24 protein-coding genes and 2 pseudogenes are annotated in these 25,333 nt (G+C 47.0%); 17 read left to right on the top strand and 9 right to left on the bottom strand.

What is annotated here, in order from left to right:
* Positions 1-157: 157 nt before the first annotated feature.
* The 4 genes from BLW34_RS10050 to BLW34_RS16440 all read right to left on the bottom strand — a co-directional run bounded on the left by BLW34_RS10050 (position 158) and on the right by BLW34_RS16440 (position 2,387).
* A complete protein-coding gene (locus BLW34_RS10050; protein WP_090578999.1) occupies positions 158-658 on the bottom strand; it encodes a hypothetical protein in 501 nt (166 codons plus the stop codon).
* Positions 659-1,233: 575 nt separating this feature from the next.
* A complete protein-coding gene (locus BLW34_RS10045; RefSeq protein WP_090578997.1) occupies positions 1,234-1,746 on the bottom strand; it encodes an Hsp20/alpha crystallin family protein in 513 nt (170 codons plus the stop codon).
* Between the two features lie 39 nt (positions 1,747-1,785).
* Positions 1,786-2,184 (bottom strand): nitrogen regulation protein NR(II), encoded by a 399-nt coding sequence (locus BLW34_RS10040; RefSeq protein WP_090578994.1) that lies wholly within the window; start codon positions 2,182-2,184, stop codon positions 1,786-1,788.
* Positions 2,181-2,387, bottom strand: coding sequence for a DUF2934 domain-containing protein (locus BLW34_RS16440; protein WP_218138828.1), 207 nt, complete (start codon positions 2,385-2,387; stop codon positions 2,181-2,183). Before BLW34_RS16440 ends, BLW34_RS10040 begins: the two co-directional genes overlap by 4 nt.
* Positions 2,388-2,638: 251 nt before the next feature.
* Here BLW34_RS16440 and BLW34_RS10030 point away from each other — a divergent pair, with 251 nt between their 5' ends.
* A complete protein-coding gene (locus tag BLW34_RS10030; protein WP_177166011.1) occupies positions 2,639-4,954 on the top strand; it encodes a cation-translocating P-type ATPase in 2,316 nt (771 codons plus the stop codon).
* Between the two features lie 256 nt (positions 4,955-5,210).
* Here the strand turns inward: BLW34_RS10030 and hpf are convergent, their stop codons facing one another.
* Entirely contained in the window at positions 5,211-5,759 is a 549-nt protein-coding gene (gene hpf, locus BLW34_RS10025; RefSeq protein ID WP_090578984.1) for a ribosome hibernation-promoting factor, HPF/YfiA family, read from the bottom strand.
* Between the two features lie 37 nt (positions 5,760-5,796).
* Positions 5,797-6,246 (bottom strand): CBS domain-containing protein, encoded by a 450-nt coding sequence (locus tag BLW34_RS10020; protein WP_090542824.1) that lies wholly within the window; start codon positions 6,244-6,246, stop codon positions 5,797-5,799.
* Between the two features lie 488 nt (positions 6,247-6,734).
* Between BLW34_RS10020 and BLW34_RS10015 the strand changes: the two genes are divergently transcribed.
* The 13 genes and pseudogenes from BLW34_RS10015 to BLW34_RS09965 all read left to right on the top strand — a co-directional run bounded on the left by BLW34_RS10015 (position 6,735) and on the right by BLW34_RS09965 (position 18,111).
* Complete coding sequence (locus tag BLW34_RS10015) at positions 6,735-8,246, top strand: PAS domain S-box protein (protein ID WP_090578981.1); 1,512 nt, start codon at positions 6,735-6,737, stop codon at positions 8,244-8,246.
* Positions 8,243-8,860: a response regulator transcription factor gene (locus BLW34_RS10010; protein WP_090578978.1), complete on the top strand. Its 618-nt coding sequence runs from the start codon at positions 8,243-8,245 to the stop codon at positions 8,858-8,860. The genes BLW34_RS10015 and BLW34_RS10010 overlap by 4 nt, the downstream gene beginning before the upstream one ends.
* 139 nt (positions 8,861-8,999) lie before the next feature.
* A complete protein-coding gene (locus BLW34_RS10005) occupies positions 9,000-9,575 on the top strand; it encodes a nitroreductase family protein (protein WP_218138827.1) in 576 nt (191 codons plus the stop codon).
* Positions 9,576-9,651: 76 nt separating this feature from the next.
* A pseudogene (locus BLW34_RS17410) lies at positions 9,652-9,783 on the top strand (winged helix-turn-helix domain-containing protein); the annotation flags it as partial.
* A gap of 87 nt (positions 9,784-9,870) precedes the next feature.
* Positions 9,871-10,062 carry a transposase gene (locus BLW34_RS09995; protein ID WP_090578975.1) on the top strand — a complete coding sequence of 64 codons (192 nt, stop codon included), beginning with the start codon at positions 9,871-9,873 and terminating at the stop codon, positions 10,060-10,062.
* 187 nt (positions 10,063-10,249) lie between these two features.
* Positions 10,250-11,539, top strand: a complete 1,290-nt coding sequence (locus BLW34_RS09990; RefSeq protein WP_090578972.1) for a hypothetical protein — start codon at positions 10,250-10,252, stop codon at positions 11,537-11,539.
* Positions 11,540-12,212: 673 nt separating this feature from the next.
* Positions 12,213-12,476: a hypothetical protein gene (locus BLW34_RS16950; protein WP_256203734.1), complete on the top strand. Its 264-nt coding sequence runs from the start codon at positions 12,213-12,215 to the stop codon at positions 12,474-12,476.
* 11 nt (positions 12,477-12,487) lie between these two features.
* Positions 12,488-12,943 carry a hypothetical protein gene (locus BLW34_RS16945; protein WP_256203733.1) on the top strand — a complete coding sequence of 152 codons (456 nt, stop codon included), beginning with the start codon at positions 12,488-12,490 and terminating at the stop codon, positions 12,941-12,943.
* Entirely contained in the window at positions 12,930-13,427 is a 498-nt protein-coding gene (locus tag BLW34_RS16940; RefSeq protein WP_256203732.1) for a sugar-transfer associated ATP-grasp domain-containing protein, read from the top strand. Before BLW34_RS16945 ends, BLW34_RS16940 begins: the two co-directional genes overlap by 14 nt.
* Complete coding sequence (locus BLW34_RS09980; protein ID WP_090578969.1) at positions 13,418-14,515, top strand: phospholipase D-like domain-containing protein; 1,098 nt, start codon at positions 13,418-13,420, stop codon at positions 14,513-14,515. Before BLW34_RS16940 ends, BLW34_RS09980 begins: the two co-directional genes overlap by 10 nt.
* Positions 14,516-14,532: 17 nt before the next feature.
* Positions 14,533-15,933, top strand: coding sequence for a surface carbohydrate biosynthesis protein (locus BLW34_RS09975; RefSeq protein WP_090578967.1), 1,401 nt, complete (start codon positions 14,533-14,535; stop codon positions 15,931-15,933).
* A 133-nt stretch (positions 15,934-16,066) separates the two neighbouring features.
* Entirely contained in the window at positions 16,067-16,945 is an 879-nt protein-coding gene (locus tag BLW34_RS09970; protein ID WP_090542811.1) for an N-acetylneuraminate synthase family protein, read from the top strand.
* Positions 16,945-18,111, top strand: a complete 1,167-nt coding sequence (locus BLW34_RS09965) for an N-acylneuraminate cytidylyltransferase (protein WP_090578964.1) — start codon at positions 16,945-16,947, stop codon at positions 18,109-18,111. Before BLW34_RS09970 ends, BLW34_RS09965 begins: the two co-directional genes overlap by 1 nt.
* Before the next feature lie 572 nt (positions 18,112-18,683).
* Here BLW34_RS09965 and BLW34_RS09955 read toward each other — a convergent pair.
* Together BLW34_RS09955 and BLW34_RS09950 are read right to left on the bottom strand one after the other, a co-directional pair.
* Positions 18,684-21,152, bottom strand: a complete 2,469-nt coding sequence (locus BLW34_RS09955) for an NAD-dependent epimerase/dehydratase family protein (protein ID WP_256203731.1) — start codon at positions 21,150-21,152, stop codon at positions 18,684-18,686.
* 363 nt (positions 21,153-21,515) lie between these two features.
* Positions 21,516-22,640, bottom strand: a complete 1,125-nt coding sequence (locus BLW34_RS09950; protein ID WP_090578956.1) for a hypothetical protein — start codon at positions 22,638-22,640, stop codon at positions 21,516-21,518.
* A gap of 512 nt (positions 22,641-23,152) precedes the next feature.
* Here BLW34_RS09950 and BLW34_RS09945 point away from each other — a divergent pair.
* On the top strand, positions 23,153-24,589 hold the full coding sequence (locus BLW34_RS09945) for a DEAD/DEAH box helicase (protein WP_090579046.1): 1,437 nt from the start codon (positions 23,153-23,155) through the stop codon (positions 24,587-24,589).
* Between the two features lie 3 nt (positions 24,590-24,592).
* On the top strand, positions 24,593-24,748 hold the full coding sequence (locus BLW34_RS16135; RefSeq protein WP_177166010.1) for a PIN domain-containing protein: 156 nt from the start codon (positions 24,593-24,595) through the stop codon (positions 24,746-24,748).
* Between the two features lie 45 nt (positions 24,749-24,793).
* Here BLW34_RS16135 and BLW34_RS09940 read toward each other — a convergent pair whose 3' ends face one another.
* Entirely contained in the window at positions 24,794-25,111 is a 318-nt protein-coding gene (locus BLW34_RS09940; protein WP_090578953.1) for a hypothetical protein, read from the bottom strand.
* A gap of 139 nt (positions 25,112-25,250) precedes the next feature.
* On the opposite strand from BLW34_RS09940, the pseudogene BLW34_RS15625 reads away from it, so the two are divergent.
* Positions 25,251-25,333, top strand: a pseudogene (locus BLW34_RS15625) (IS5/IS1182 family transposase); the annotation flags it as partial.

Raw genomic sequence — 25,333 nt, 5'->3', positions numbered from 1 at the left:
GAAAATAATCTGCTAAAGTATCTTGAGGCACTATCGCAAGCGACTGGAGCACAAGACTCCGTGCAGCGAATCCTCTGACATACCCTGCTGCTAGACGAGGAACCAGCAAGAATGCGACGCTGCAATGCGGCTATGTAGCAGATTTTCAAGCTGCTCATTACTCGTAACGTAAGAAATTTTCTGCCAGCGCCTCTTCACCATATCGTTCAATTAACGTATCAATCTCTGCAAGCAGCCCGTCGTCTTCATCTTCATCCAATGCGCCCTCACCCACCAGCCTGGCTAGCAGGCCTGAAAAAATGGCTTCTTTTATAGCACCCAATGTGGGTGGAGCCTGCCGGTTTTCATCGTACATGACAGCCTCAATCACTCGGGAAAGCGGTTCACTGGCGACATCCTGGACGAAGTCTATAGCCAAGGCTGTTTCACCAAACTCATCAATTAATCCGTCTAACTCATCAAGTAACGATTCATTGACATCAAAATGATGCAACTGCTCTGTTTCAGTAAAGGCTGCAGGCAACAAACCAATGACAAAAGTACGAATTGTAGCAAGTGTTATAGGCTGATCAATGTCTGCATCATTGAGCCGGCTTTCAATCAGCGCGGACAAATTGGGGCTAACTCGGGTAGCAACATCAATGGGATTACGGATCATGCTATTTTCCTTTTAGCAAGAGTAAAAACTCTAATAAACAGCATGCCTATCATAGACATTATCGCTGTTTAAAACCATATCAATACGAACACATGCACTATTTCTTGTGGAAGATCGAGCAATTTTCCGTCGTTGTACACTCTTTTGAGTAAAGTCCAGCATCAATAACCCTGTGTCCTCCATCACCCGACTCCATACCCCCCACCTCCTTGCCCCATTCCACCGCCTGGGCCCATACCACACTCCCTCTAGGAGGAGGCTCATCGGGAAGGTTGATGCTTACGCTCCATTGCCTGTGCTTTCATGCGCTTGCGATGCTCTCTGCGAAGACGTTGCTGCTGTGTCATAAGCTGCCCCCCCCATAGATGTGTTCTTGGTCTTGGGCGCGAATTCTTTCCTGGGATTGGACTGGATTGACCCACAGCATCAAGAATCCAGCAGGGAAAAATAGAACACTTATCACAGCAGATGGATTCTATATTCTTTGTTTTACCATCGACTCCTTTAAGAATACCAATGCAGCAAATTGTATAAGCTCACACCCGATATTTCGGGATGCAAGCATCCCGAAATCATTACTCCACGGTGATGGTGCGCCGCTTTGAAGATTCAACTTTCGGCAAGGTAATTTCCAGAATGCCCTTCTTCAATGACGCTGTCGTTTTAGAAGTGTCTACTGCGCCGGCCAGCACTACTGAACGAGAGAATGAAAAATTGGAAATCTCGCGCTTGTGGTAGTCACCTTTTTCTTCTTTCACTTCACTGGTGGATTGACCTTTAATCGTCAGCAGATTGCCGGTGAGAGAGATATTCAGGTCTTTCTTCTCTATACCAGGGATTTCAGCGCGAACCAGGATTTCGTTATCACGATCAATCACATCCAAATTTGGTGAGCGTTGGCCTTCCCATTCAAACAAATTATCCGGCATCGGCATGTCGCCCCATCGCCATAACGAAGGCCAGCCACGCCTGAAAAAGCGATCAAAAGCGCGCTCCATTTCAGTGATGGGTTGGATGGCAGCTACTTTAGTCTTTGCTTCTTCTTTAGTCGTTGTGACAGGAACATTTTCTTTATTTTCTTCTGGCATGATAGCTCTCCTTTCTCAAATTAAGAAACTTCTGATTTTTTAATGTAAGGTATTTTCTTGATAGATCGGCTGGATCATGACAATCAGCCGGTGCAAACCGCAATCTTCCACATCGCTGAAAAAAATTTTTCCTGCAAAATGTACCCCACTCATACTCACTACTTCAAAAGGGTGTCCCATGCGTGAAAGAAAGCGCAAATAGGGGTTAGTCCGCTCTCCTTTTATCAGATCGATTTTCGCTAGCTTTGGTAATAACCTGGAGATATGTAGTCTTGGCAGATTCTTGGGTAAACCACCCAATAAATTCGCACCCGCCTCGTTGCAATCACGAATCAAGCCATCCTCAGAAAGTATCAGAACCGCAAACTCACCCTCATTGGTATTAGCCCTCGAGTTGGAATGATTTTTTACCAGGATTTTACCGGCCAACATACTCATTGTTGTTCCTCCGCTTCTGCAGCCAGCCAATCATCCAGCTCATGTCCCGGTTGAAATCCTCTGGCTTGTGCTTTGTAATAAGCCGAAACAGCAACACGAGAGAAACGATCCTCCTCCATTTGCTCGCTATTGGATCCAGATCCGCTGCCCGTAACCAATGTTTTTCTCCTAGTACCCTTGGTAAGTAGTTTAGTAGGTTCCAATCCTGCCTCCTTGTTTAGTAAAACAACTCAATTATTTGGACAAAAGATAAATGTGGTCTTACATCACTATGCTACTGACCATATTTGACAATTTATCGAAAAACAGAAAGCAATTAAATACGTGCAAACACGTAGTGATTATTCTTATATTCCATACAACAAGCTGCCAATCAGTAAATAAACTAACAATAAATCAGGAATCACCGGCAAAGAGATACAATGCTTCATACCTATTAAAGAAGCTATTTCTGATGCACCGAGATATTCTTCTTTCCCGTTTCAAGAGCCTGCCAGAAAGTAATCAGGGATTAACTCGCCTGGATCACCTTGAGCGTCAGAAGCAATATGGTCTGAACGATATCATCGAGAGCGGGATTAATCTCTGGTTTGCATTGGCCAGGAATACTTGCAAAGATCCGATGATCTGGTTTCTTATTGCTACCGGCCTTATCTATGCCGTACTGGGTAGCTACACCGAAGCAATCACATTACTGATTGCAATCGTACCCCTGATCAGTATGGATGCTTTTCTCCATCGCAGGACCCAGGCCTCAACTGAAGGTCTGAGCAGACAACTCGCACAAAATGCCCGGGTGCTGCGAGACGGTGTAGTGCTAAATATTAGTGCTACTAACTTGGTTCCTGGTGATCTGGTGCGCGTGGCTGCAGGCGAATCATTCCCGGCGGATGGCCTTATTTTGCGGGGAGATGATCTTCAGGTAGATGAATCGGCCTTGACCGGCGAAGCCATGCCGGTAATAAAACGCCCATTGTCAGCGCTACCCAGCATTCCAGACAGCCATGAGCACATTATCTGGATTGAGAGCGATCACTGGGGACTTGCGGGCACTCGCCTTCTCACTGGCACAACCGAGCTAAGAGTGGCGTTTACCGGCAAACAGACACTCTATGGTGAAATTGTGCAAGCTACGCTGACTGGAAAACAGGAGAAAACTCCTCTGCAGCATGCCATTGCCAGCCTGGTTGCCTTATTGATGGTCAGTGCCGGGATTATGTGCTTCATCCTTGCTGCAGTCCGGTTACACCAAGGTTATGGCTGGATCGATGCGTTGATCAGTGCAGCCACGCTGGCAGTGGCCGCATTGCCAGAAGAATTTCCAGTGGTATTCACGGTCTTTCTGGGGGTGGGGGTATATCGACTAGCCCGCCAGAAAGTATTGGTTCGCCGTAGTGTATCGGTTGAAAACATCGGCAGGGTTACTTGCGTGTGTTCAGACAAGACTGGCACGCTCACCGAGGGGCGCTTGCGATTGGAGCATCTGGTTCCTGCTGAAGACATTGCCGAACAGGACCTGTTGTATTGGGTCAGCCTGGCCTCCCGCAAGGAAACGGGTGATCCTATGGACATGGCTATCCTTGAGCGCTTCAGTGAGCAGCCTCGCGCCATTACACCGGGAATTGTTCTGGCTACCTATCCCTATACTGAACAGCGGCGACGCGAAACGACAATCATCCGTTTGAATGAGCATATCACTGCCGTGAGCAAGGGATCTCCCGAAATTCTGCTTGAAATGTCCAGCCTCACTCCTGGCCAGCGATCTGTCTGGCTAGCTCAGGTTAACCGACTGGCTTCAGCAAGTCACAAAGTACTGGCCTGCCTGCGCTGGGATATAGGGGAATTCTGGGCAGGAGGAGAGCCTGACCAGAGTGGTTTTTTCGTCGGTCTGCTTGCCTGTGAAGATCCAGTTCGGCCGGGAGTCACCGATGCGGTACGCCAATGTCGCGAAGCGGGCATTCGAGTCATCATGGTCACCGGAGATCACCCTATCACAGCCGCGAGTGTCGCACGCGAAATCGGTTTGATTAACCAGTCAGATGGCGTAGTGCTAGGTGATGAACTGGTTATGCAACTCGAACAGGGCAATACAGCTATTCTTGAACAGCTATCCGTCGTGGCACGCGCGATGCCGATGCAGAAACTGTCGCTAGTTCAGGCCCTCAAGGCAAAAGGAGAAATTGTCGCCGTGACGGGAGACGGTGTAAACGACGTTCCCGCACTCCAGTCTGCTGATATTGGTATCGCTATGGGTGAACGCAGTACTCGCAGCGCACGGGAGGTTGCCTCCATCGTTCTGCTTCAGGATAACTTTAACATTATCGTGCGCGCCATCGCCGAAGGCCGGCAGCTCTTCCACAATCTCCAGCTCAGTTTCCAATATATCCTGCTGATGCACATTCCTCTGGTGCTCACGGCAATTCTCATTCCATTGATGGGTTATCCCATCCTGTATTTACCTATTCACATCGTATGGTATGAAACCATTATTCATCCCAGCGCACTGCTGGTATTTCAGGAATTGCCAACCCACGGTCCATTGAAACCCATCCGTAAGCGTCAAGCTGCTCGTTTCTTTTCGTGTGCTGAATGGAGTCTGGTTGCAATTATTGACATACTGCTCACACTCCTCATTCTATGGAGCTATGACCGCAGTCTGTTTCCGGGTCAGGATATCGAACACGCCCGCACCATGGCGATTATTGCGCTCAGCTGCGCCAGCGCTTCTGCTACTGCCCTGTTAAGTGGACTACGCACCTTCAGTGCCTGACTGATTACATGCTTAACGTTGGTATTCTCAGTATTGCTGGTACAACTCCCTTGGCTTGCTTCCTATCTTTCGCTTCAACCACTTCATCTGAATGATTGGTTAATTGCCGCAATGGGTGGTTTCCTCTGCGTCGCCTCGCCCATCATTCTATTTTCCATCCGGAACAGAATCAATTAGAAATCAGGCAGATAGACGAAGCGCGAGCACCACCCAACGCAATCACCAGAGCGTGTGCAGCAGATTTGTTCTCATGCGCTCATTCTGGCAGATGATGCTTACCAGCACTCACCCGCTTTGCTTGCGGACCCTCGGCCCCCATTTCCTCGATAAATTTGACTTCATCACCTTCCTGTAATCGATCAAAGCTTGGATCAATCACATTGTCACGATGAAAATAACGTTCAACACTATCCTGCCCCGTGATGAAACCATAGCCTTCTTCATAAAAGATTCGCGTAACTTGTCCAATATGATCAATAACGTGAGTCTTGGTTTTAAGCTGCATACGACGTGCATAATCCTCGAGCTGACGCTTAGCCGCATCGAAAGCATCACGCAAGGCTACATAGGGATCTTCGTGATGATCACGGTTAACAACAATATCGCTACCGGGCACGCCGATATTGATACGCACATTGAACTCTTTCCCCTGTTGATGGTGCTTATGCGGCATTTCTACTACGACATGGCAGGAAACAAGGCGATCAAAATAGCTTTCGAGCTTTTCCACTTTGTCGCGAATGTGCGCTTCCAGTGCATCGGATGCAGATATATCGCGTATAGTGATTTGTAGTGGGCTTTGCATGATAATGGTTCTCCTGTTATTGTGCTTCCCTTAAATGCTAGCGGCGAGTGCCCGCCTCCTTTTGCTGTTCGTGTGCCATGAGCTTAACGAGCGCATCGAGTTCCTCCGACAACAACGCCAGCAAGTCATCGAGCGTAACAATGCCGATCAGATTGCTATCATCATCCACTACTGGCATACGGCGTACGCCTTTGATACGCATATACTGGATTGATTCAAACACACCGGCACTTTCCCTTATGGTAGCAAAATCAGACACCATGATATCGCCCACCGTGATAGTGTTAGGATTGAGTTCCGGTGCAATAACTTCCACGACCAAATCACGATCGGTCACGATACCGACCGGCACCCGCTTCCCGTCTCTATCATCGACGACGACCACATCTCCGACATGGTGCTGACGCATCAGCTTAGCCGCTTGCAATACGGCATCCTCACGTTGGACAATGACAACCTCACGCTTGCAGATTTCACCGATAGACATGTTACTTGCCTCCTATCTGTAATTAATTGTCAAGATTGGATTGGTACAATAGTCACCCTTCGGCTATTTTATCAATACACCAATACACGCTGTTTATTTAACATGAAGCGTTGCTGGATCACCAGGGAAATGTTGCTCTGGCTTTGGGTCGCTACAAACGGTAAAAGCCAGCGATACAAAGGCCGCCACACCAAATGGATATTCCATTTCTAATCTCCTTTATAACGAATGGAACCCCCTAAAAAGTGATTTAGCCGCGATTGCTGCAGCTATCACACATTTAATCTGCACTCACATATTATATTTCTACTTTAGTGACTTTATGCCTTTGACGTCAACTGCCAATGATAATCTACCGCAAAAAAAGAAGGGATTAAATACGTACAGATACGTATGGATACATCGTTGGCTGGTACTGACTATCGCCAGATAATGGACGCAGACTATTTTTTTATCGTAGACTGCAACATATTCAGAGCACGAATCTAATGATTAAACATACTGTGACTGATTCATTTACATACCTAAGCTCACAAACACTGTTCCATGCGATACCAGAAGCCATGCTTTTGATAGATGATGCTGGCCACGTCATGTTGTCGAATCCAGTTGCACAGAATTTGTTTGGCTATGTGGAAAATGAGTTACGCGGCATGAAAGTCGAACAACTCATGCCATCCCGCTACCAGGAACATCATCAGCACTATCGGGAAGTTTATTTCAGCAAGCCACGTAAACGCGCCATGGGTAATGGCAGGGATCTTGTCATTTTGAATCGCAGTGGTCAGGAGTTAAAGGTAGATATTGCTCTGAGTCCAATAGTTATGGAAAAAGGGCTCTATGTTCTGGTCACATTGACAGTCATCGATCGGCGTCGTCAGGCAGAGAAAGCGTTGCTAGCCAGCGAAGAGCGGTTGTGGCTGGCCAAACAGGCCGCGGCATTGGGTGTTCTTGATTTCGATTTCAAACACAATATGGTTCACTGTGATGAACGAATGCATGAGCTTTGGGGCAGCAGCCCAGATGAAATCATGACTCATGAGAAATTCCTCGCTGCAATTCATCCTAGTGACCGCGCAATCCACCAAGCTGCTTTCAATAGTGCTATCAATTCCGCTGGAAATGGTGAATACCATGCAGAGTTTCGTATCATCAATCCTGTTGATGGAACTGAGCGCTGGGTAGTCATCGCTGGGCAAGTTCACTTTGAAAGTGCGCGCGCAAGCCGACTTGTAGGGACGGTACGAGACATTACCAAGCGCAAAACGCTCGAAAAAGAACTTCAAATCCATCGCGCTGAAACAGAAATACTTTTTAAGCAGCAAATAGCGATTCATACGGCTTCCGCCATTGCTCATGAGCTTAATCAACCGCTTACTGCAATTTCTGCCTATAGTGAAGTCGTGTTATGCGCGATGGAAGGTGGCACTTTCAACACTAACGAAGTAAAACACGCGCTTGAAAACTGTGTTAAACAAACTCAACGTGCCGGCCATAGGCTGCACGAGCTGGTTACCTTTCTGCAAAAGGGCGAAATGGTTACTGAAGAACTGAACCTGAATGCAGTGGTAATGGATGCTTTGAAAATTGTACATAGCGATGGCTATAGCGATTTTCATCAAATACTGCAATTGGAACCCAACCTTCCCGTGGTACTTGCCAATCGTTTACACATACAGAAAACCCTTGTAAACCTATTAAGAAATGCCGTGGAATCAATGCGCGCAGCGAATGTATCGCTTCCAGCGATTACTATTGCTGTAAAAACCTTGAAAGAAAAAAACTTGGTTATAGTATCGGTACTTGATACTGGTCCTGGGATTGACCAAGAAATAGTCAGTTATATTTTCGATTCCTTCTTCACAACAAAAAAAACGGGGATTGGCATGGGATTGTCGATCAGCCGCGCGCTCATCGAAGCAAATGGCGGGCAACTCTGGGTTGATCCGGATGTCAGCAATGGCGCCACATTTCACTTCACGCTACCTTTTGCCTCATGATTTCTCAACAGCCCATCGTTTTTATCGTGGATGACGACCCGGCAGTAAGGGATTCCTTGACACTCCTGCTCAAGCAGGAAGGAATCAGTGTACAAACTTTTGAGAATGCAGAAACCTTTCTGAGCGCTTATCAACCTGATTGCAAAGGCTGCATTATCCTTGATGTACGCATGCCTGGAATAGATGGCATGCAGCTTCAGGAAAAACTGTCTCATTGCAACTGTATGATGCCCATTATCTTTCTGACTGGGCATGGTGATATCCCCATGAGTGTCAGGGCAATCAAGGCTGGTGCAGCCAATTTTCTAACTAAACCGATTACCCGCGCAAAACTCCTTGACTCTATCCAATCAGCTTTTCTTGAAAATAAAAAACTGCTAGAAGCGAACCAACATAATCAGGACGCCATATCGCGCCTGACAAGCCTCACCAAACGTGAGCGCGAAGTTATGGAACTTGCTATTCAGGGATATCACAATAAGGAAATCGCCTCCCGTCTCGGCATTAGCTTCCGCACGGTAGAAATTCACCGATCCAATATCATGCACAAAACCGGTGCAATCAATTTACTTGATCTTGCACGTATTGCCTATGAAAGTGGATTAGGCTCATAAACATTATCCTGCCTCCTTATAGGCACAATGTCCCCTCTCCAGCAAGCAGGAAGATATATACGTATTTATACGGATAGTCTGTCGCAACGATTCCTGATACGGTAGTACTTACGAATCAACCTATAAATAGGAGTCTGCTATGCTAGAGACCCATGTTGAGATGACTGTTTTTGAAGCTATTTTGGCCAGACGATGTGTTCGTAGCTATACCGCGCAGGCAGTCAGTCTGAACGCTATTCACATACTACTTGAAGCAGCTGTCCATGCACCCACGGCACTGCATGAGGAGCCATGGGCATTTGCTATTATCCGTGATAAGCAGCTATTAAAAGACATTTCAGATCGCGCCAAACCCCTGTTTGTCCAGGAACTCCAAAGGACAGGCCGCGCCCCTGGCCGCTTTACGGAACCCAATTTCGACATTTTCTACGGAGCGAGCACGCTGGTTCTGATTTGCTCGAAACAAACAGGGCATTTCGTAGCAGCAGATTGCTGGCTAGCAGCTGAAAATCTGATGCTGGCAGCATGTGCCATGGAACTGGGAAGCTGTGTGATCGGCGCTGCATTGACTGCTTTGAATACGCCAAACATCAAAGTCAAATTAAATATTCCGGAAGAATTTTCCATCATTGTACCGATTATCCTGGGTTACCCAAGTGGCGACACACCACCCAGTCCGAGAAGGAAACCTCTTATTCTAACTCTAACCAGCTAGCTGATTGGGCTTATTGTAGACTAATGTAATCTATCTCTACTCCCTTATGAATCCAGGAGCTCATCGAATTTGAGCGATCATAGCCGAAATCAAGCAAGCACTTGATGCACGGTTAAAGCGCAAAACATCGCCAGCAGCTACCTACAACTTACTCCACCGCCATGGCTGGCGTAAGCTGGCTCCTGACAAGTGCTATCCCAAAGCAGACGGGCTCACTCAGGATGAAGCCCGCTTTGTGGACGTGTTTCCAGTTTTCAGTGTTAGGCTATTAAATAAACATGCTTTTCCATCGAGGATGACTGTACTGGCGGCAGAATTGGTGGTCAAATACACTGATATAAATTTCCAGCTTTGTATCGTATATCTGATACGCTATAGCTTGAGTTTTGTTAGCTGGAAACTGCGCAAGACAGTCGCTGCTGATCTACGTGCCATCTATCTTACCGCTACGATGAGGGATGCTGAGAAACGATTGATGAAGTTTTAATCTCTTCTGGTTTAATTCCTCACCGCTTGTGAAGCTGTTTTGAACCGATTTACGATTTTGTTTGAGGAGCGAATACTTAATCATTAATTTAAACTCCGTTTACACAAAATTTAGGACACCGCCCAGTTTTGCCGGAGCTAATTTACTTCTCCATTCCATCTTGGATGGATACTTTCTAAGAAATTGAATGAAAGCGCTTTTCTTTCTTCGTCATTATAATGATATCGATCATATTACTCCGGTCATTTCCAAATGGATTGAATCCGACCATGTTTGCGACATCATTCTGATAGGTAACCCGAAGTTTCGGAATGATTACCGTATTCAATATCTGAATAAACTGGATGGCGTACGTGTCGCTCATATCCGTGAGTTGTTGCCAGTGCTTCAATATGCCGGATGGCGACTGCAAACGCTGCTGTTGAGCCGGGGTTTACGGCACTCGCTCACGGGTCCACTTGTTGTTGCCTTGAGTCGGATTTTCGATGCGGGCAAACGTGAGCGAATCTGGAGAACCACGACCCATCACCTGCTAATGCATAGTTTTGTCAACCTGAGCAATGGTGTGGTGGTATTCGACTGGATCACAAGAGATTCGCCAGTTTCCCTGGAGTGGGTCGAAATGGTTGTATCCATGGCGCACGCCATGGGTCTGGGAGCGGTATCGCTTCCTCATGGAGACAGTCCTCATGCCAGTCAGCTGATACGGCATGGAGAATGGCGCCTTCAGCCGGATAACCTCTATTCCGCGGGTCGAATATTCGATAAGCTGGTCGTGCCCAACGAACTATGCGCTAAACGCTTTCGCCCGTTTATGGATGATCAGGTGCTAACAGTACTGGGCTCGCCGCGCTACTGCGACGAATGGTTAGCCAAATTGGAAGAATTGCTACCCCCTTCACCGCTGGCAAGCTCCGGCAATCAGTTCAAAATCGTGATGTTCCTGAGAAAGAGTGATTTTACAATTTTCTGGGAAGAGGTTAGCGAGGTGGTGCGAATGATTGCTGCTTTTCCGGGAATAGTATTGGTGATCAAACCCCATACCCGTGGCGGCGGGAAACAATCCTTGACCAAGGATGCTTCACTGCACCGATTGTCGAATGTGAGCATCGCGGGAGACGGTATTCACTCGATTCATTTGATGAACTGGGCGGATATCATTATTGATCTCGCTACTTCGGTCGTATTTGAAGCAATCAAAGCAAGAAAACCGGTGCTGGCAGCCGACTACCTGCATGCTGGTCGCTCTGTAGTCGCTGAGTTCATGCCCGAAACAGAACTACGCTGTCGTGATGACGTCTATCAAAGAATCAATGAATTTCTTTCCAATGGCTGTGATTCTCTGTATAGAGAGAAACATCGGCAGCGCTTTATCAAGGAAATAATTGATGGTTCCGATGCAGATGTATTGCCACGTTATGTGAGTTTGCTAGAAGCGCAGGCTCAGCAGAGATCAGCAAAGAAAGATCAAGTCTGATAATAAGTTGGCACTCCCCCAGTATCCTCCCACCTTGCTGTGCCTGCAGATGAATAGCCAACCACTACGCCTGGGTGCGGTGAACAGGATCATCCTTCGTGACTGGTGACGTGCAGACAGGCGTGTCTCAAGCATATGGATGATGCCCGGCATTCCTCTTCTGTTGCGTGTTTCACCAACACTTTGGGGCCGTGGCGTTTAGTTTAGGTTGGAAATAAAGATGCTATCGCTTAAAAAGACGACGACACAAGATTACCCAGCCAGATTACTTTCCAAGTAATTTGTCAGTGCGATGAACGACCAGAGAAGGCAGATGCATGCTGCATTTATCTGTGCTTTCTCAGCAACTCTTAATATTCCTGCTAGCACTTCTATAGCCGATCTCTTTCGTGCAACATGAAGATTATTCCTACGTATTTGCACGTATTCACTCATCTCCTGTTTTACGATAATTTGTAACTCAAACTGGTAATAAGTACAGGATGGAGCTGTGCCTCCTGGATTAGGAATAAGGGAGTGTGGAAAGCTAATTCAACTCATCATGTATCTGCCTGATGCAAATTGGGAGGAATCACAGCAATGAAAAAAATTGATTTGAGTGGGGCATTCTTGATCTTCTCCGAGCTACCCGATGATGGTACGGTAGCAACTTCAATCCATCGGTACTTCCAGCGTGAAATATGGAACGAAACCAGGCTTGGTTGATCGCTTCATAATGTATGCAGCACTCCCATTGGTACCATTTGTGGCAGCCTTGCTGGCCACAGTCTTCACTACGCTCAATGGACGCTTCATCAAAAAACAAACGGGCAAGGGAATTGCCCGGCAAGCCTACGAGCAAATCGGACTCGCTAACCGATTTGCAATCCTACCACCCGGCACTACATTTTTGAACTGCACGATGACAGTAAGAAAGCACATGCTGGTGAATACCTGAATCACTTCGAAATGAAAGCGGGTCTCTACAAGTTATTGCGATATTACAATGGAGGGCTTCCTATCCCTGCCGAACGCAGTGCAGGATGCATCAAGGGCAAGGCACACCTCAAGACTCGCTGTAATGATAATGGCATTGCAACAACACCTATCCTTTGGATTATTGAGAAAGGGCAAATCATCAAAATCGATGGGCAGGGTACAGAAGATCTGCCTGAAATGGATCTTTTCGTGAAATCATTGGCTGAGCAAGGTGGAGGAGGTACTTCGCGTTGGAATTATTGGGGTTCAGGGCAATTTCGATGTAGCGATGGCAAGATCATGACGGGAGACGAAATACTTGGACGCTTGCAGAAAGCCTCAGAGCACAAGACCTATCTTGTCCAGTCACAGCTTCATAAACCACCGAGAAATAATCGATCTTGCCAATGGTACGCTGGCCACCATCCGTGTTATGAGCTGTCATAATGAGTCAGATGACTATGAAGTGACCAACGCGGTCTTTCGTATGGCGCGCAGTACCGCTTCGGTCGTCGACAATTACCATGCCGGAGGAATTGCAGCGAATGTCGATATCCAGACGGGTGTATCAGGAAGAGGCACTCGTGGGGCCTGGGGAACAGTGACAGACGGAGGGTACGAAAGACATCCTGAGACGAATGTGCCAATCTTGCACCGCAAGCTTCCGTGCTGGCCTGAATTGATCCATTTTGTACAGCATGTCCATAGTCGTCTCTTCTCAGATCAGGTGGTAATCGGCTGGGATATCGCTATACTTGTCACGGGTCCTTGTTTAATCAAGACCAATAAGGCGCCCGATTTAGATATCGTCCAGCGTGCCAAGAGCGGTCCCGTTGGTAATGACCGACTCGGTAAACTGCTGGCGTTTAATCTGAGACGAACCGTTATTGCCAAGTATGTTCCCTTGGAGGTGCATTCATTATGCAAATGAAATCAGCTTACGAGGTTTATTTTGGTGGACCAGACCGATCATCAGGTTATCTTCGTAATCTGTTGACACAGCATATCGCAGCTGTTCCGGCGGGCGGCTCTATCGATTGGGTTACTTATTATTTTCGTGATTTAGAGGTGGCCAGAGCCCTCATTCAGGCCCACAGGCGAGGAGTCAGGGTTACGGTGTGCCTGGCAGGCAAACCTCGTGTTTCCGATGCCAATGATAATGTGATTGCCATGCTTTCGGGACCAGAAGGTCTGGGTGACAGGTTTCGTACAATAACACTTCCAGGAATACCTTCCCCTCGAAGGAGGTCATGGAGACCTCAATTACATGAAAAGTTGTACTGCTTTTCGCATCCCGAGCCCGTCGCTTTCATCGGCTCTTTTAATCCATCAGGAAACCGGCTGGAAGAGCGGCCGGATCTCATTCGGGAGATTGGCGATCAGAATCAGGGCCATAATATGCTCATTGGATTTCATGAGCCGCTGCTCGTCGAGCAACTGGTAAAGCATGCCCGACAGTTGCACCAGACCCCACCTGGATTACTTTATCGATTTTCTGCTCACGCAAACTATGCCATCAAGGGTATTGATACCACTATTCATTTTTTACCCAGCATGCGTCCCCATCCAGTCATGCAATTCCTGCAGCAGGTGGGTAAAGGTGCGCATGTCCGCATCGCGGCATCGCACATCAGAACAAAGCGCGCTGCTAGTGTGATGATCGAGCTTGCTAACCGCGGTGCAATGGTGGAAGTCATTGCGGAGCCAACGCTCCGGCGTGTCACTCCGACTGTAGAACACCGTCTGATCGCTGCCGGAATTCATTTTAGGCGGTGTAGGCAATTTGATGGCCTACCCATGCATCTTAAGTTTGTGTTAGTGGAAGACCGTGGTCAGAACTGGTCGATTTTTGGCAGTTTTAATTGGACGAAACCTTCCTTCTGGTTGAATCACGAAATTATTGCTATTTCAAATAATCCCCAGATTTTCAACGCTTTTTCCGATCGATGGAGGATGCTGGAGAATGAAAAAGCCATCACATCCGTGACAACTAAGCGGCTTTATCCAATGACTGTTTAATTCAGACGCTATTTCATATGAAAAATCAAGCCTCAACGCTTATCATCCCTGTCGAAAGCCAAGTTCGCGAACTGGATGCGAAAATTCTTTTGTCCTGTGTCGCAGCCGAGCGTGGTTTTCCGGTCATCATCGGTTCCCGGGCCTTCACTCATTTCCAGGCGGCCTCGATTCCAAGGGGCATTTACTTAGCGAAAAGTATGCGTAGCCTGAGCAACTCGATGTTTAAGATCCTACGCCAACTGGGTCATGAGATTATTGCATGGGAAGAAGAGGCACTGGTCCATCCGCCAGCAGCCACCTATTTTTCTCTCCGCCTGTCTCCCCTGACTATCCAAAATGTATCCCATGTATTTGCCTGGGGTCAGGAAAATGTTGATCTGCTTCGGCAGTACCCTGCGCTGCCTGAAAATCTGCCTATCCATATTACCGGAAATCCGCGCGGTGACATGCTGCGATCAGAAATTCGCCCTTACTTTGCTACCGAGGTTGAAAGGTTGCGTAATCTTTATGGAGATTTTATTCTTATCAACACCAACTTTAGCGATGTAAACCCCTATATTCCGCATGTGGGTTTGTTTCTGCCAACAAAAAATCACCTGAAGCCGGCACGTCTTGGTCAAGCTGGCATGGGAATGAGCAGGGAATTTGCTGAAGGACTGCGAGATCATAAGCTGGCAATTCTGGGAGACTTCAAGCAGCTCATTCCCATGCTCGAGCAAGCCTTTCCTGAGCTAACCATCGTTGTCCGGCCTCACCCGAGTGAAAGCTATCAGCTTTACCACGAGATTGCTGCAAAATGCCCGCGAGTCATTATAACGAATCAGGGCAATGTTATTCCCTGGTTACTCGCTGCAAAAGCAATGGTACACAATGGGTGCACGACTGGCCTGGAGGCTTATGTTCTAGGGGCTCCTGCTATCTCCTATTTAGCGACACTGAACAAATATTATGACTATGACTTTCAGGGCTTGCCTACCAAGCTCAGTTATCAATGTTTTAATTTTCAAGAGCTGGCGGAGACTTTGTCTCAGATTCTTAGGGGTGATCTGGGAGCAGCGGAGAGTCAGGAACGCCAAGATCTCATCGATTACTATCTGGCTGCACGAGACGGGCCATTCGCTTGTGAGCGGATTATTGATGTTCTGGAAGCCAGTGGCTACAATGAAAAACAGCCGCCAGCCAAACCACTCGGCACCTATCTTCAAGGGCAGCTATTTGCCAAGCTAAAGGCTGCTTTGACGAGTCTATATATGCGCCGCTCAGGTCCTAACCGGCAGGCATATCATGATCACCGTTTTCCTGAACTCTCAGTGGTAGAAATAGAGCAGAAAATTGGACGTTTTGGTGAGTTATTGAAGCGCTTTAATACGATCAAAGTTGAACCTTATGCAAAGCATGTGTTTAGGATTAGCGCCTAAAGTTCCTATTTCTTGGAGGGGGCCATTAAATTGAAAATATCATTTGGCTGATAGTTGGAATATAGTACAGTAAATTTGTAATAAAAATTTGTTTGTCTGTAGGATTGAATGACTCACTCAACATTATCTATCTATGAAAACACCCAAAGTTGTTGCTGAAATAGGCTGTAACCATAAAGGTGACATTGAGATTGCTCGGGAGATGATAAGGGTCGCTGCGAGCTTCACTAAATGTGATTTCGTCAAGTTCCAGAAACGATCGAATAAGGAATTGCTCACGCCAGAAGAATACCATGCACCCCACCCCAATTCTCAAAATAGCTATGGGAGAACCTACGGTGCTCATCGTGAATTTCTAGAATTTGATATCGAGCAGCATCAACAGTTGAAGCAGTGGTGCCAAGCATATGGCGTTGGTTATTCGACCTCAGTCTGGGATATTACCTCAGCAATGGAAATTGCAAGTCTCAGTCCAGAATTCATCAAGATACCGTCAGCGTGCAATCTCAATTTCACCATGCTGGAATTTCTTGCTCGCAATTATCGCGGTGACATCCATATCTCCGCAGGTATGACCACCCCCTCTGAGCTGGAACAGATTGTAGCTTTGATGGAAGCATCTGACGCCGCCCATCGGGTTGTCTTGTATGCCTGTACTTCAGGCTACCCTGTTCCTTTTGAACAAGTCTGCTTGCTGGAGCTACGATCGATACAGGACCGATTTGGCTCACGCATTAAGGAAATTGGCTTCTCAGGGCATCATCTCGGTATAGCTGTTGATTCTGCAGCCGTGGCATTGGGCGCCTCCTGGATTGAACGGCACTTTACTCTGGATCGAACCTGGAAGGGAACCGATCATGCCGCCTCATTGGAGCCGGATGGATTACGCAAGCTGGTTCGGGATGTGCGCGCCGTATCCAATGCATTGACATTTAAGGATCAGTCCATACTGGAAATCGAGCTGCCACAGCGCAACAAGCTCAAACGTTTTAAAGGAGTTCATTTCAACTGATGCGTTGGGTCGCTTTCATGCCCTTGCGCGCGAATTCAAAATCGATTCCTGATAAGAACATCCGCTCCATCGCAGGCCGGCCGTTATTTGCCTGGAGTCTGGAACAGGCAATCGTCTCACAGTGTTTCAACGAAATTTACGTTGCCACTGATTCATCAAGAATCCGCAGAATGGTACTGGATGAATTTTCTTCCGGTGTGACGGTACTGGATCGCTCAGCTGAAACGTGCACAGACACAGCCAGTACAGAAAGTGCACTGCTTGAGTTTCAACAACGAATATCGTTTGATGTGGTAGGTCTGATTCAGGCAACTTCACCGCTTACCCAGGCAGACGATTTCCATGCTGCCAGGCATAAATTTGTTGCAGAAAATCTCGACTCTCTGCTGACTGCGGTATCATCGAAACGTTTTTTCTGGACTCAATCAGGAACACCCCTTAACTACCATCCTGCCAAACGTCCAAGACGGCAGGATTTTGAAGGATGGCTAATGGAAAATGGTGCCTTTTATCTGACTCGAGCAAAAGTATTGGAAGAAACAGGGAGCCGTTTAGGGGGACGCATTGGTATTCATGAGATGCCTGCTGAAACTGCAATCGAGATAGACGATGAAGCTGACTGGATTGTGGTGGAACAACTTTTGCTCAGGCAGAAATTGGCCTCAATCCAGATGGGTGCTTCACAGATTAAGGCATTCATACTGGATGTGGACGGTACTCTGACCGATGGGGGCATGTATTATGGAGCGGATGGCGAGGCGCTAAAAAAGTTTAATACTCGCGATGCGCATGGTTTGCAATTGCTACGTGAAAATGGCATCAGGGTTTGTGTCTTCAGCTCTGAAGACAGCCCTGCTGTGGCCGCGAGAATGAAAAAACTCAATATTGCTGAATACTATCCTGGAATAAGAAATAAATTGGCAGCACTCGAGCGCAAGATTAAGTTATGGGGTATTTCTTTACAAGATATTGCCTATATGGGAGACGATCTCTGTGATTTAGAGTGCCTAAGCCAGGCAGGTGTTGCCCTTTGTCCAGCAGACGCCGTTCCGGAAATTCTGCAGCGAGCTCATTACGTGTGTACCCGTCCGGGTGGGCATGGCGCCGTCCGTGAAGCCTGTGATCTGATTCTCAGAATAAAGCCAAGGACTATCATTTCAAAATGACAATTCTGCAGGTTGACTCAAGATCGAGTGTGGAGGGTCAGATGCATGAGAAACTAGCCAACTCATCCGATCTGGCGCAAAGCTTTTATATGATATGTGGAGCAAATGGTTAAGCCTGCTTATCGGTATCCTTTTGACCTTAATGTAGGTTCTAGATGGCGGTTTTAGCAGGCTAGGCCAAATGATTAAAGAGCCTTTGGTACTAGCAATACTATTTTTATGCACTGTGCTTACGCTTGGAATTCTTTGGAGAAACTACCCTTGTCGGCGTATCTAAAATGGAGAAGGTATTTTGCCTTCCTGGTTTCATTCCTTTTTTATCTCTTTTGAACAAAGACCGCTTGATTGGAGTCATACTGATGATCTACTTGGCAAGCACAAACAGCGATAAAGAAAATAAATTCAGGCTATTAATTTTTCTGCTCTATAAAACAAGAATCAGAGCCTGCTTAGCATTGCACCGTCATTATTCGGTGTGATTCCAGTATTGTATTCATTTCCATTAGGGAAATTTTCTAATGGAAAATCTGGGATAGTTCTAATTCGCGCACCTGGAGTGATCTACGATCCCCTCAAACAATGAACCGGTCCCACTTTCCGTAACGGTTGTATATTGCCCCACGCGGCAAACTGAATGCGATTAAAAGCAATCCACATAATATACTGGAAATCAATGACGTCATACTTGTGTCATAAAAGAAAGGGGTGACTAATAAAGCGGTGCCAAGTGGTATGATAAAGAATCGGCTGGCACGACCCGACTCGGCCAGAGCAGTGATGGCCACAGTCAGTACCAGTGAGCCAATTAAATGATCTGCATTGGCCATACTTGTTCCTGCATCCAGCGTGGCACGCGTAAACATCAGCCAAATCCCAATGGGGATACACAACACCAAATTCCAGGGTAACGTCACGCCCCCCCCCAGTATTTCCTTGAGAATTTTTGATGGTCTTTGTACAAAATCCTCTTCAATTAACTCCCATTTTCCCTCATCGGTATCTCCCTGGAAGAAAACGCGTAAAAGCGAGCGTCCCTGCTTCTTTCTACGGTAAAGAAATTGACCAGTTGCGATCAATTCATCGATGGAATAGGGAATTTGTATCAGCATGGCCGCTGCAGCAATCAAACATAAGGTGCACCATGTCCCGATCAGGATAGGTTGAATGATGATAAAGAAAATGGAAACGATGCCCAATGGCACAATCATGATACCGAATAATATCACCAGCCAGGGCATCGTGCGCCAACGTCTTGCAGAACCGATAATACCTGTCAGAATTTCGAGTGCATAAGTCATTGCCCCCAGCCCGGCATCTGGCACCGGCCAGGCCTTGGAAATAGATGAAGTGATAATTTCTTCGGTTCCATTTTGTGGATCCTGCAAGGAGCCTGCAAAAAATGGCTCCCATACACCATCGATATGACCAAGCTGATAAGCGCACAGATAGCGGGATATAAAGAAGCCGACAAATGCCAATATGATGATCGGCAAGCGCTGAAACCAGCTAGAAGGCGAGTAGGACCAACCTGGTGGTATGGTCGGTCCGGTTTGTGCCGCCACTGCTGAAACACCTGGTACCGGAGGAGTTAAAACTGCAAAACCCATGACCAGCATACCAATAATCGTGTCGTTGAGATAAGCCGTTGCGCTTGGCGCCCAGAAGATCAATGGCGCACTCAATAGCCAGAATCCTACTGCACCACACAGCCAGCGAACCAGACCAAAACGCCAGGATAAGGATATGAATGATAAAACGAGAAGCACCCCTCCTGAAATAATATCGCTCCAGACCAAGGCTTGCGATTCGTATTCCATCATAAACGGGGCGGTTATGAGCCAAAAGGCTAGACCCATATTGAGGAAATGCGCCCAAATATTTTCATTATGCTGGCGGCGGTATTCTGTTTCATGCTTGCGCCTGATCTGATCAGCGTTCCTATGTTTTTCTTTCGCTGTTTGCACCCAGTCCGGCAGCAGAATGCCGTTCCTTTTATACCAGCTGGCAGGGTCTTTCTTCAGACTGGCAACGAGATCTTTTAAGCCATCATAAATATTATGCTTCGGCTGCCAATCCAGTAATTCTCGCGCCCGGCTGATATCGAGATCGTAATGATCGGAAGCCAGGTCAATCATGAATGGTTTGATAAAAGGTTTCTTGCCTTGATCAATGGCATCAGGAATAATGGGCTCGGCTTGTTCCTCCAGCCATGCGCCCGACTTGGCGACAAATTCCGGAATATCTATCGTTTGCCACTCCTTCTTGCCGAAAATCAGGTTACCAATCCGGTTTTGCAATTCCCGATAGCCCATCACCTCACTCTCGCCAGCAAGCAGGATATTGGCTTTCGGCAGTTTCTTGCGGCGATCCACTACACGTGTGAACAGATCCACCATGTCTTCTTTATGGATAAAGGCCTGACCGGCCATCAGATCACCCGCATAAAGATGGCTTTTGAGGTCGCGTTCATAAATTCGGGCAATCTGGTGAGATAATGTGGGTACCGCGCTATCGTTATCATAAACGCCGGCTAATCGCAAAATAGTAAAAGGGATATTGCCGTGTTGTTGCTTGATGATTTTTTCTGCTTCGGCTTTGGATTGTGGATACACCCAACTAGGTCTAAGGGGCATATCTTCATTGATTTTTTGGCCTGGCACGCTTGGCTCGTGAACTAGCATTGTGCTGGAATAGATGAGACGCTCGATCTCAAAATCCTGCATAATTTTAAGTAAACGCCGGGTACCTTCAATAGTGACACTTTGATAAAGTGGATTGGGTTCGCCAGTAAAATCAAAATATGCCGCTAGATGAATAACAGCAGCGATTTTCTGTCCATACTGTATACGTATTTTGTTAAATGCTGATTTTACGGAATCTTCAGACGTCAGATTGCAAGCAATACTGGTATCTGCTTTATCACACGAATTGGTATCAAGCCCAACCACGTAATAATTTTTTCTCAAGGCTTCGCAGAGCGCACTACCGATATTTCCCGAAGCGCCTGTTATAACAACAATCTGTTTTTGTTGAGTATCCATGTTCAACATTCTCACCCAAAATGGGGATTTTTATTTTTCAGAATCATTTTGTATACCTCCACAAGGCAGAATATTTACTTTCTGACCAGAAGAAAAACACGAAAAAACGTAGAAGACTGCCTTTTATTCTCAACGCTCTTCACCACATTGATTTCAGTACCGATAATCATCCTTACACATCATACATAGATTATCTTATTAGAATATTAACTCTTGAGTGAGTTTCACGGCACTTGTTTTGCTTATCCTTATGGGGGCGCAGAGGATAAGATGTTGTTTTTTGCCAGCAACACTTCCTATCCTGTCACGCACAGAAAATAAAAGGACCGGTCTTTCTTCTTGGTAAGTATGGAAATCTCAACTTCAGTCCGCACCTTCAGAGGTAGAAACTACCAGTTTTATAGAGGACGACTTGTCATAACCCAATTCCTTCCATCCAATCTCACCGGGCCGTGGCCGCAGGTTTGGAAAAGCTTCATCAGCAAATACCTGCCTGGCCCTAGAAGTATCGATCATCAGAAAGAAGCCATTGTTCTGATAGCCATAATCGATTTGCGTGTTTCCAGCATAGGCCTCACCCAATTCCCATTCTCGAGGTGACTCTCCGGACAAGGGTAACCGCAAGGTTCCCAAGCTGTAATGATGCGTCGCCATCACCAGTTGACCCAGGTAAACCCCTTCATCAATCTGTACCAGTTCATTGACCAACCGGGTCATCGGGAAAGCCGGATGGAGTTCGGGCCAACGATAATTCAGTTGATACACTGCCTTGCCGTTCATTTCCTCGACTACCGAATTACCTGGTAACGCCAGGAAAACTCCTCCTGTCTTGACATAAGGAATAGCTTTTTCCTTATCGAGATTTATCGCGAGTAATGGGCTGTCGAAACCCCATGCACTCGGATCCAGAGGGCGGTCCTTCAGCTCCCAGAACTGCGTGAGAACAGGTAAACCAAAGCTTTGCAGGAAATTGGGTTGATGAGGTTCACGGAAAAAATTGCGACCTATTCTAGTGACGGTTGGATCGTATCTTTCCATCATCACCGGATTATTGTCACATTTAGCAGCGAAGACTTCTCTGGAAACGGGCTCAAAGGTTTTTCCCATCCAAAGTCCCGTGCTCGCGTAAGCAGCATTCCAGAGCGTCGCCATCCACTCGATGTGAGACCGCATAGATCTACTATGGTCGTATTTTTTAGCTGTCTCCTTGAAATAATCGCTGTCACGAATGGAAATTGGAACACCGATCATCGGGCCATCCAGAAGCGTACTTTTTCCACATTTAAACAGCGTCATCAGTTTCTCATGGATGCCATTCCATTCTTCACGTCGTCGATTGTCTTCCAGAATTTTCCGGTAGCCAGCCAGCATGGGAAGCATCTCTCCCTTGAAATCATTGGCGATAATGGTTTCCACAGCGCCGGCCAGCGCTTGCTTCTCTTCCACTGTTGCACATGGGAAATTTTCAGTATTGAGATAATGGCCCATCTTCCTTGCCCTTTCACTGAGCTGATCACTTTAGCATCGCTAAGGATAAGAGAAACATGCCTGGAAAGTATTGACTTTTGTCAATACCTTATAATTGAATCGACAAATCAATCCCTCCCATTTACCTATGCTTATAAACAAGGATATTTTGTGCCTTCTCCACTCAGTGGAAACAAATATGCAATCATTGTAGAATTGACCACCATAAAAAACTTCTGCTCGTCTTCCCGCATTGAACTGGTCTGATAAATATTCATTTTTTTATCCTGCAAGCCCCTATAATGCGAAATCCCTGCACCCAACCAATCAGTGCAGCGACTTTCTTTTCATCCGATCAGTTCGATATTCTTCTGGTGTCGATCACTACTGATCTTTTATTCGTCTGCCTCGATTGGTGCTACTCATGAGTGGCAGGCCGTCGCAGGAGTATTATCTTGTCTGTTGAACTAAAAACCTTAGAAACAACCCTTACCACCCCTGACTTCGCTACACTAGGATTAAGTCAGCCCATCATGCACGCCATTGCTGATGCCGGCTACATCACACCCACGCCTATCCAGGTCAAGGCTATCCCACAAATATTGAGCGGCGGCGATCTGCTTGCTGGCGCACAAACGGGTACCGGCAAAACGGCCGGCTTCACATTACCCATTCTGCAACTACTGAGTCAGAAAAAAGCTGCCAGCAATACAAAAGGCCGCCCACGCTGTCTAATATTGACGCCCACACGCGAGCTCGCTGCGCAAATAGAAGAAGCAGTCAGAACCTATGGCAAATATCTACCGCTGACTTCTGCTGTGATATTCGGTGGAGTCAATATCAACCCGCAAATCACGCGCTTGTGCAAACCACTGGATATCCTGGTGGCCACTCCTGGCCGCTTGCTCGACCACGCTGGCCAGAAAACGCTGGATTTATCCGGTATCGAGATCCTCGTGCTGGATGAGGCCGATCGTATGCTGGATATGGGCTTTATCCACGATATTAAAAAAATTCTTGCACTGCTGCCTGAACAAAGACAAAGCCTGCTCTTTTCAGCCACATTCGCTGACGAAATCAGGGCGCTGGCCACTGCTCTGTTACATAACCCGGGTTTTGTTGAAGTCGCACGCCGCAATACCGCATCGGAATTGGTCGAACAAACGGTGCATTTAGTGGATCAAAGTCATAAACGTGATCTGATGAGTCATCTGATCACGCATCATAACTGGCAACAGGTGCTGGTTTTTACCCGCACCAAACATGGCGCCAATCGCCTGGCAGAAAAGCTGATCAAAGATGGCATCAAAGCCGCCGCAATTCATGGCAACAAGAGCCAGGGAGCCCGCACCAAAGCATTATCTGAGTTCAAGGAGGGATCGGTACGCGTGCTGGTAGCGACCGATATCGCCGCACGTGGGCTGGATATCGACCAACTGCCGCAAGTGGTGAATTTCGAGCTGCCAAATATCCCCGAAGATTATGTGCATCGCATCGGTCGCACGGGCCGAGCAGGCAGCCCGGGCGCGGCGATATCGCTGGTGGATCACGAAGAAATGAAATACCTGCGTGACATAGAGCGCTTGATTAGACGCGAGATTCCCAAAACAATCGTCGAAGGATTTATTGCGCCTATCAAAATAGAACCCGAAACGCCAAAACTGCCCAGACAACCACAACGCCGCACCGCTAGCCAAAGCAAGAAACCAAACCAGATCGATAGGAAGGCTGGGAAACGCTCCCCCCCACCAGTAAATGGTCGCACGGAAAATGGGCGCCTAGAACAACACAATCCCAATCGTGCACTCCAATCAAAATCGGCAGGCAAGCAGCTATCAGGCAATGCGCCAAACTCATCTAAAAAACAACCTGCCAAGAAAATGTCTGAAGCTGCACGCCATCAGGCCATGCCACAGACAAGCTGGTTTTCGCCAAAATCAAGTCACCATTCAGGTAATCGCGGGCGCTAATCGATGAAGAGAGGGGTAGATGCATATGCTTCCCCCATCGCCATCAAGAAAATTTTGTTCTGTACGGTAGAACGCACACAGATTGTGACCATGCTGGTTGCCACCAGCAAACTCCTGCGCGTTCTGCCGCCTTCACTCTACATCATCGAGTCTCTGTAGGTACCGATAGGCTTTGATGTGACGGATAAGAAGATCGCATTGAAACTAAATACACTTGAGATTATCAATTTTAGGCAGATATTCAGATTCGTCATCCCAATCATCATCATCATCATCATCTTCGATTGGAATACTCCTGGCCAAAAAGTAATCGCTGTCGATCTGTCCCTTGCTATGGAACTTGGAAAAAATTTCAAGTAGCTTGCTTCGGGACTCCCAACCCCCTATTTCTTTTTCATACTTAACTCCATCTACCCAGCAGAGAAAGAATTTTTCATTGCAGTTAAATGCTCCGTATCCGTATGCTTGATTAAACTGCACTTCTTCTTTTTGCTGCGCTATGTAGTATCCCGCGTCATCCATTTTCAACTCCCTATTAAATTAAATACTAAGTGTATTTAATTCTATTACGGCAAAGCTCATCAGAACTATACTAAGCCCACCGTTCTTAGAACCTGTTCAAAGTCTTTTCGTTTGACAGAAAAAGTGTGATATTTGCAGGATGAGAACAAGTTATCCAAGTGATATCAGTCGCGAACAGTTCGAGCAGATCCGCCCACTGCTGGAAAGTGCGCGCAAGAAGAC

The sequence above is a fragment of the Nitrosomonas sp. Nm58 genome (genome assembly GCF_900107335.1).
Taxonomy (GTDB): domain Bacteria; phylum Pseudomonadota; class Gammaproteobacteria; order Burkholderiales; family Nitrosomonadaceae; genus Nitrosomonas.
This window is presented reverse-complemented; position numbering and strand designations above follow the sequence as displayed.

Bases quoted from the DNA above. Each gene is read 5' to 3' on its own strand.
- BLW34_RS09980 (WP_090578969.1), top strand. From the start codon at position 13,418: ATGCAAATGAAATCAGCTTACGAGGTTTATTTTGGTGGACCAGACCGA.
- BLW34_RS09955 (WP_256203731.1), bottom strand. From the start codon at position 21,152: ATGGATACTCAACAAAAACAGATTGTTGTTATAACAGGCGCTTCGGGA.
- BLW34_RS10005 (WP_218138827.1), top strand. From the start codon at position 9,000: ATGCTAGAGACCCATGTTGAGATGACTGTTTTTGAAGCTATTTTGGCC.
- BLW34_RS09970 (WP_090542811.1), top strand. From the start codon at position 16,067: ATGAAAACACCCAAAGTTGTTGCTGAAATAGGCTGTAACCATAAAGGT.
- BLW34_RS09945 (WP_090579046.1), top strand. From the start codon at position 23,153: ATGCACGCCATTGCTGATGCCGGCTACATCACACCCACGCCTATCCAG.
- BLW34_RS10040 (WP_090578994.1), bottom strand. From the start codon at position 2,184: ATGAGTATGTTGGCCGGTAAAATCCTGGTAAAAAATCATTCCAACTCG.
- BLW34_RS16135 (WP_177166010.1), top strand. From the start codon at position 24,593: ATGAAGAGAGGGGTAGATGCATATGCTTCCCCCATCGCCATCAAGAAA.
- BLW34_RS09950 (WP_090578956.1), bottom strand. From the start codon at position 22,640: ATGGGCCATTATCTCAATACTGAAAATTTCCCATGTGCAACAGTGGAA.
- BLW34_RS10010 (WP_090578978.1), top strand. From the start codon at position 8,243: ATGATTTCTCAACAGCCCATCGTTTTTATCGTGGATGACGACCCGGCA.
- BLW34_RS09995 (WP_090578975.1), top strand. From the start codon at position 9,871: ATGACTGTACTGGCGGCAGAATTGGTGGTCAAATACACTGATATAAAT.
- BLW34_RS16940 (WP_256203732.1), top strand. From the start codon at position 12,930: ATGAGCTGTCATAATGAGTCAGATGACTATGAAGTGACCAACGCGGTC.
- BLW34_RS09940 (WP_090578953.1), bottom strand. From the start codon at position 25,111: ATGGATGACGCGGGATACTACATAGCGCAGCAAAAAGAAGAAGTGCAG.
- BLW34_RS16945 (WP_256203733.1), top strand. From the start codon at position 12,488: ATGAAAGCGGGTCTCTACAAGTTATTGCGATATTACAATGGAGGGCTT.
- BLW34_RS10030 (WP_177166011.1), top strand. From the start codon at position 2,639: ATGCACCGAGATATTCTTCTTTCCCGTTTCAAGAGCCTGCCAGAAAGT.
- BLW34_RS10050 (WP_090578999.1), bottom strand. From the start codon at position 658: ATGATCCGTAATCCCATTGATGTTGCTACCCGAGTTAGCCCCAATTTG.
- BLW34_RS09990 (WP_090578972.1), top strand. From the start codon at position 10,250: ATGAAAGCGCTTTTCTTTCTTCGTCATTATAATGATATCGATCATATT.
- BLW34_RS10015 (WP_090578981.1), top strand. From the start codon at position 6,735: ATGATTAAACATACTGTGACTGATTCATTTACATACCTAAGCTCACAA.
- BLW34_RS09975 (WP_090578967.1), top strand. From the start codon at position 14,533: ATGAAAAATCAAGCCTCAACGCTTATCATCCCTGTCGAAAGCCAAGTT.
- BLW34_RS10045 (WP_090578997.1), bottom strand. From the start codon at position 1,746: ATGCCAGAAGAAAATAAAGAAAATGTTCCTGTCACAACGACTAAAGAA.
- BLW34_RS09965 (WP_090578964.1), top strand. From the start codon at position 16,945: ATGCGTTGGGTCGCTTTCATGCCCTTGCGCGCGAATTCAAAATCGATT.
- BLW34_RS10020 (WP_090542824.1), bottom strand. From the start codon at position 6,246: ATGTCTATCGGTGAAATCTGCAAGCGTGAGGTTGTCATTGTCCAACGT.
- hpf (WP_090578984.1), bottom strand. From the start codon at position 5,759: ATGCAAAGCCCACTACAAATCACTATACGCGATATATCTGCATCCGAT.